This window comes from Brevibacillus sp. NRS-1366 (genome assembly GCF_050467985.1).
In genome coordinates, this window is the sequence record NZ_JBITPN010000034.1 from 1 (window position 1) to 4318 (window position 4318).

Genomic DNA, 4318 nt, shown 5'->3' on the forward strand with positions numbered 1-4318 from the left:
TGGCGCTGATTATAGCGAGGAATGCGAAGAGACAGGGCTTCCCCAATAAATAAATACGAGGATCTCAATAAGCGAAGCTTCCGAAACTAGGTGGGTAAAAAATAAAAATAGTAAATGATTCATTGAACTAATGGGTTCAAGAGCTTAATACAGACGAAAAACGGCAGCCTACGTAAATGGCTGCCGTTTTCGCAACTAACGGGTAGTTTAATACAATTGTTATGAAGTATTTTATTCAGCACAATTGACTTCGAGTCTACTCTAACAAATATAGTTAGATTATCAGTTGATCAAAGGTGGCCGGCCACAATGTACTCAATCAGCGAAATATCCAGATTAACGGGTATTACAGCGTATACTCTACGATACTATGAAAAAATAGGTCTTCTTCCTAAACCCAAACGTCTGGATGGAAAGCAATACGGGATTAGGCGATATGATGATCAGGATCTTCGATTTATTAAATTTATTCATGGGTTGAAGCAAACGGGGATGAAGTTAAAAGACATCGCAGCGTTTGTGGAAGAGGGCTGTTATGTGACGCGAGAGGAGCCAAACATAGACGTGAAGGTTATATTTCGCAAAAGGATTGAAATTTTGAATACGCATATAGAAAAATTGGAGCAACAACTAAGGGAATTGGAAATCGTGAAGTCCACAGCACAGGATAAAAGGAATTTTTATTATAGTTTGTTGAAAGAATAAGTATACGAGGAGAAGAAACTCAAGGAGGCTATACAATAAATGGATAAGATAATACATGTCGGTGTTATCGGGGGATCGGCTAACAATCAATGGGCGAGTTCTACTCACATTCCTGCATTACAACAGCTTCCGAAATTTAAAATTACGGCAATTGGCACAACCCGAATGGAAAGTGCTGAGAAAAGTGCCTCCCAATTTGGGGTTCCTCTTGCATTTGCGGATTCAAACGAATTAACCCGACACCCAGATGTGGATATGGTTATTGTGAGTGTAAAAGTTCCTGGTCACTACGAAGCGGTCATGGCCGGCCTCAATGCCGAGAAACATGTATATTGTGAATGGCCTTTAGGGTTAAATACTTCTCAGGCTGTCGAGATGAACAAATTAGCTGCAGCTAAAAAGGTTCATCATGCGATTGGCCTGCAAGCCCGACAATCTCCTGAAGTTAACTTTGTGAAAGACTTGGTGGCTGAGGGATATGTCGGTAAGGTACTATCGTGTCATATGAAAGTCTCTACAACGGCAAAGGGTGGTACAACGAATGAAACCTCTAAATATTTATTGGACAATTCAAATGGTGCAAACTTATTGACGATTAATGCTGGACATGCCATTGATGCACTATGTTATTCTCTTGGTGATTTTAAAGAGCTATCAGCTACGATTGCCAATCAAATTAAACAAGTGAAAGTGCAGGAAACTGGTGAAATGATCGAGAAAACGACTGCAGATCAAATCTTAATTAATGGAACATTAAAAAGTGGAGCAACCGCCTCAATACATGTACAGGGGGGCGTAACCTTTCGAACAGGAGTCTCGTTAGAAATATACGGTACGGAGGGCACAATTGTACTATCCAATGAAAGTACACATGCTCAGTTCCAATGGGGAGACTTGAAAGTTGAAGGGATGAATATTGCCAACCAGGTGAACTCGACTTCACTCGCTGAATTATCCATTCCTGATCAATATCGTTGGGTTCCTGATACGATCCCTGGTGGACCTACCTTCAATGTTGCACAAGCTCTGGAGAAATTTGGAGTGGATATTTTAGAGGGAACCCATTACGTTCCTAATTTTGAGGATGCAGTTAAACTACATGTACTCCTTGATCTCATACAAAAAGCCGCCGATACTGGTGAACGTCAGGTGCTTTAAAAACACTATCTACTATACTGTGACTTATCTTTGTTATCATGAACTGTGACAAGATGTTAACCGTTTGGAAGGAATTAGTAATTCTTGATAAAATAATAATGAAGATGATCAGGTAATAGATTTGTACACATAAGGAGATAAAACTATGGCAAAAAACAAATTACTAAGAATGGACAATGTTGGCATCGTTGTAGAATCCCTTGATGACACAATCTCTTTCTTCGAGGAGATTGGCTTGAAGCTCGAAGGGCGAACTACTGTCGAAGGTGAATGGGCTGGTCGCGTAACCGGGCTGGGTTCACAGTGTGTAGAGATTGCTATGATGGTTACCCCAGATGGCCACAGCCGACTTGAACTTTCGCGATTTCTCACCCCACCGACTATATCAGATCACCGAACTGCTCCTGTAAATGCCCTCGGTTATCTACGCGTCATGTTCACCGTTGAAGACATTGACGAAATGGTATCCAGACTCACTAAGTATGGTGCTCAGCTCGTTGGCGAAGTAGTTCAGTACGAGGACTCGTATCGGCTCTGCTACATTCGTGGAAATGAAGGACTTCTAATCGGTTTGGCGGAACAACTCGGTAATAAATAAGTGACGTTTAAAAGAAGACTTAACTGAAAGGTGCATCATATAAACACCGCATTCACGCTCCGGGTCTGGGCGACCCTCTGTCCCGGAAACAAGGAACGAGGAAGTAATTGCCGGGACACATCCGCACCGACTAACCGCATCGCGGCCGGCAGCAAGCTGCCTTAACTCGGTGGGACTTCGTGATGTATGAACTTTAACGGAAATCAATGCAAAACCAAATTAAAGGGACTCAACTAAAACCAGCTAATATCTTGTCAATATTTATCTCTAAATTCCTTAAAACCCGATGATATACTAAAGATGCGCATACCAAATATCCTTCCAGAAACTTAGTGGAAGGCTTTTCTTTTATTGATCTTCTTTGGGATTTAAGCTAAATCAAGGAAAGTTTGTTTGCTTCTTAAAACGGCATAGATCCAATGAAGAAGTTTGTTTACACAAGCTATAACTGCCACTCTGTACGGTTTTCCTTCTTCGCGTTTCTTGTCGTAGAATTCCTTTAACTTTTTATTGCAGGAGCGTCTTAGCCCACAAAGAACCGCAAGGTACAAGGCGTGTCTAAGTCGCTTGGACCCTCGTTTGGTAATGCGATTGGCTGTTGCTGTGAATTTCCCTGACGAGTATACACTTGGATCTACTCCGGCATATTCCACTAATTTCTTAGCGTGAGTAAACCGATCGATTTCTCCAATTTCTGATAGAATCGTTGCCGCGATTTTTTTGCCGATACCGGGAATCGATTGGATAATCTCATATTCTTCAACTTCTTCAGCAAGAGCATCAATCTGGTCCTGTAAGCTGGAAAGATGCTCTTGATACTGAAGAAGAAGGCGTATATAAAGCTCAAGGCTGATTAAATGACTTTGATAGGCTGTCTTCTGAAAAGGATTACGCTTTGCTGCAATCATGATAAGCTCGGCTTTCTCTTTGGCCCAACGCTCTGATCGGCTGGTACAAATACAAGCTACTCTCTCCAAGATTGTATTTTCTCCTGCAGCCAGGATCGACTCAGCTGTAGGGAATTCCCTTAATAAGAGTAAGGAGATTCTCGAAAATAGGTCACCAAAGACTCCATTGTATTCAGGGAAAACCTGATCAAGCACCGCATGAAATTGCAACTTTGCTTGAACATACATATCTGTCAGGGATTCAAACTGCCTCGTGAGATGGCGAAGATTCAAGAAATGTACGCCTCTCTGCTTATAAGCCTCAAACTCCTCCTTGTAATACAGCTCGCAGAGCTGATAGGCATCTACAGCATCAGTCTTAACCTTACGTAGAGAAGAAGACTTTTTCGCTTGGTTTGAGATCAGCGGATTCACAACAATGAAGATAATAGAGTGTTCCTCCAGAAACTGAACAACAGCAGCCTGGTAATGCCCAGTAGACTCTAAGATGATAGTGGGTGAATGACCTGTTTGTTTAGTGACATCGTTGATCAAGTTTAAAAGGTAATGAAGCCCTTCTTGGGTATGAAGGAATGCGAAACTCTTACCGTAAGGTTGACCTTTATCTAAAAACACTTGCCCTTGACTTTGCCCTTTTGATACATCCAGACCAATGACTGGATTCATAGATCTCTCCCTCTCCAAAGAATTATTGCCGGCAACCCCTAATGACTGCTTGCAGTTCCACAGCATCGCTAGTGATGCGAGATCTTTTTGTCCCAACCAGCCTAAACATGGTTTCTACAAGTAGGGGGTGAACAGTTTTAGCGACGGGATGAGGACTCCCACGGGTTCGACCGTTCTACCCCGGCTACCGTAATGGTACGACTTCTTAAATGAAAGAGGGGCTGTCCAGAAAGTCGGTTTTGACTGACTTCCTGGAGCCCCTTTTTTTCAAAGATAAGCACAA

Annotated in this window: 4 protein-coding genes; 3 read left to right on the plus strand and 1 reads right to left on the minus strand. The window is 42.2% G+C overall.

Annotated elements, in window-relative coordinates; all coding sequences use genetic code 11:
• The first annotated feature begins 309 nt into the window (after positions 1 to 309).
• The 3 genes from ACIFQN_RS24350 to ACIFQN_RS24360 all read left to right on the plus strand — a co-directional run bounded on the left by ACIFQN_RS24350 (position 310) and on the right by ACIFQN_RS24360 (position 2461).
• The gene (locus tag ACIFQN_RS24350; RefSeq protein ID WP_429835628.1) at positions 310 to 705 is read left to right on the plus strand and encodes a MerR family transcriptional regulator; all 396 of its coding nucleotides are present in this window, start codon (positions 310 to 312) and stop codon (positions 703 to 705) included.
• A 39-nt stretch (positions 706 to 744) separates the two neighbouring features.
• Entirely contained in the window at positions 745 to 1863 is a 1119-nt protein-coding gene (locus tag ACIFQN_RS24355; RefSeq protein ID WP_429835629.1) for a Gfo/Idh/MocA family protein, read from the plus strand.
• Between the two features lie 145 nt (positions 1864 to 2008).
• Positions 2009 to 2461 (plus strand): VOC family protein, encoded by a 453-nt coding sequence (locus ACIFQN_RS24360; protein WP_429835630.1) that lies wholly within the window; start codon positions 2009 to 2011, stop codon positions 2459 to 2461.
• A 368-nt stretch (positions 2462 to 2829) separates the two neighbouring features.
• Here ACIFQN_RS24360 and ACIFQN_RS24365 read toward each other — a convergent pair whose 3' ends face one another.
• On the minus strand, positions 2830 to 4035 hold the full coding sequence (locus ACIFQN_RS24365) for an IS110 family transposase (RefSeq protein ID WP_429835631.1): 1206 nt from the start codon (positions 4033 to 4035) through the stop codon (positions 2830 to 2832).
• Positions 4036 to 4318: the final 283 nt, after the last annotated feature.

Coding starts and splice junctions, on each gene's coding strand:
- ACIFQN_RS24350 (WP_429835628.1), top strand. CDS start 310: ATGTACTCAATCAGCGAAATATCCAGATTAACGGGTATTACAGCGTAT.
- ACIFQN_RS24355 (WP_429835629.1), top strand. CDS start 745: ATGGATAAGATAATACATGTCGGTGTTATCGGGGGATCGGCTAACAAT.
- ACIFQN_RS24360 (WP_429835630.1), top strand. CDS start 2,009: ATGGCAAAAAACAAATTACTAAGAATGGACAATGTTGGCATCGTTGTA.
- ACIFQN_RS24365 (WP_429835631.1), bottom strand. CDS start 4,035: ATGAATCCAGTCATTGGTCTGGATGTATCAAAAGGGCAAAGTCAAGGG.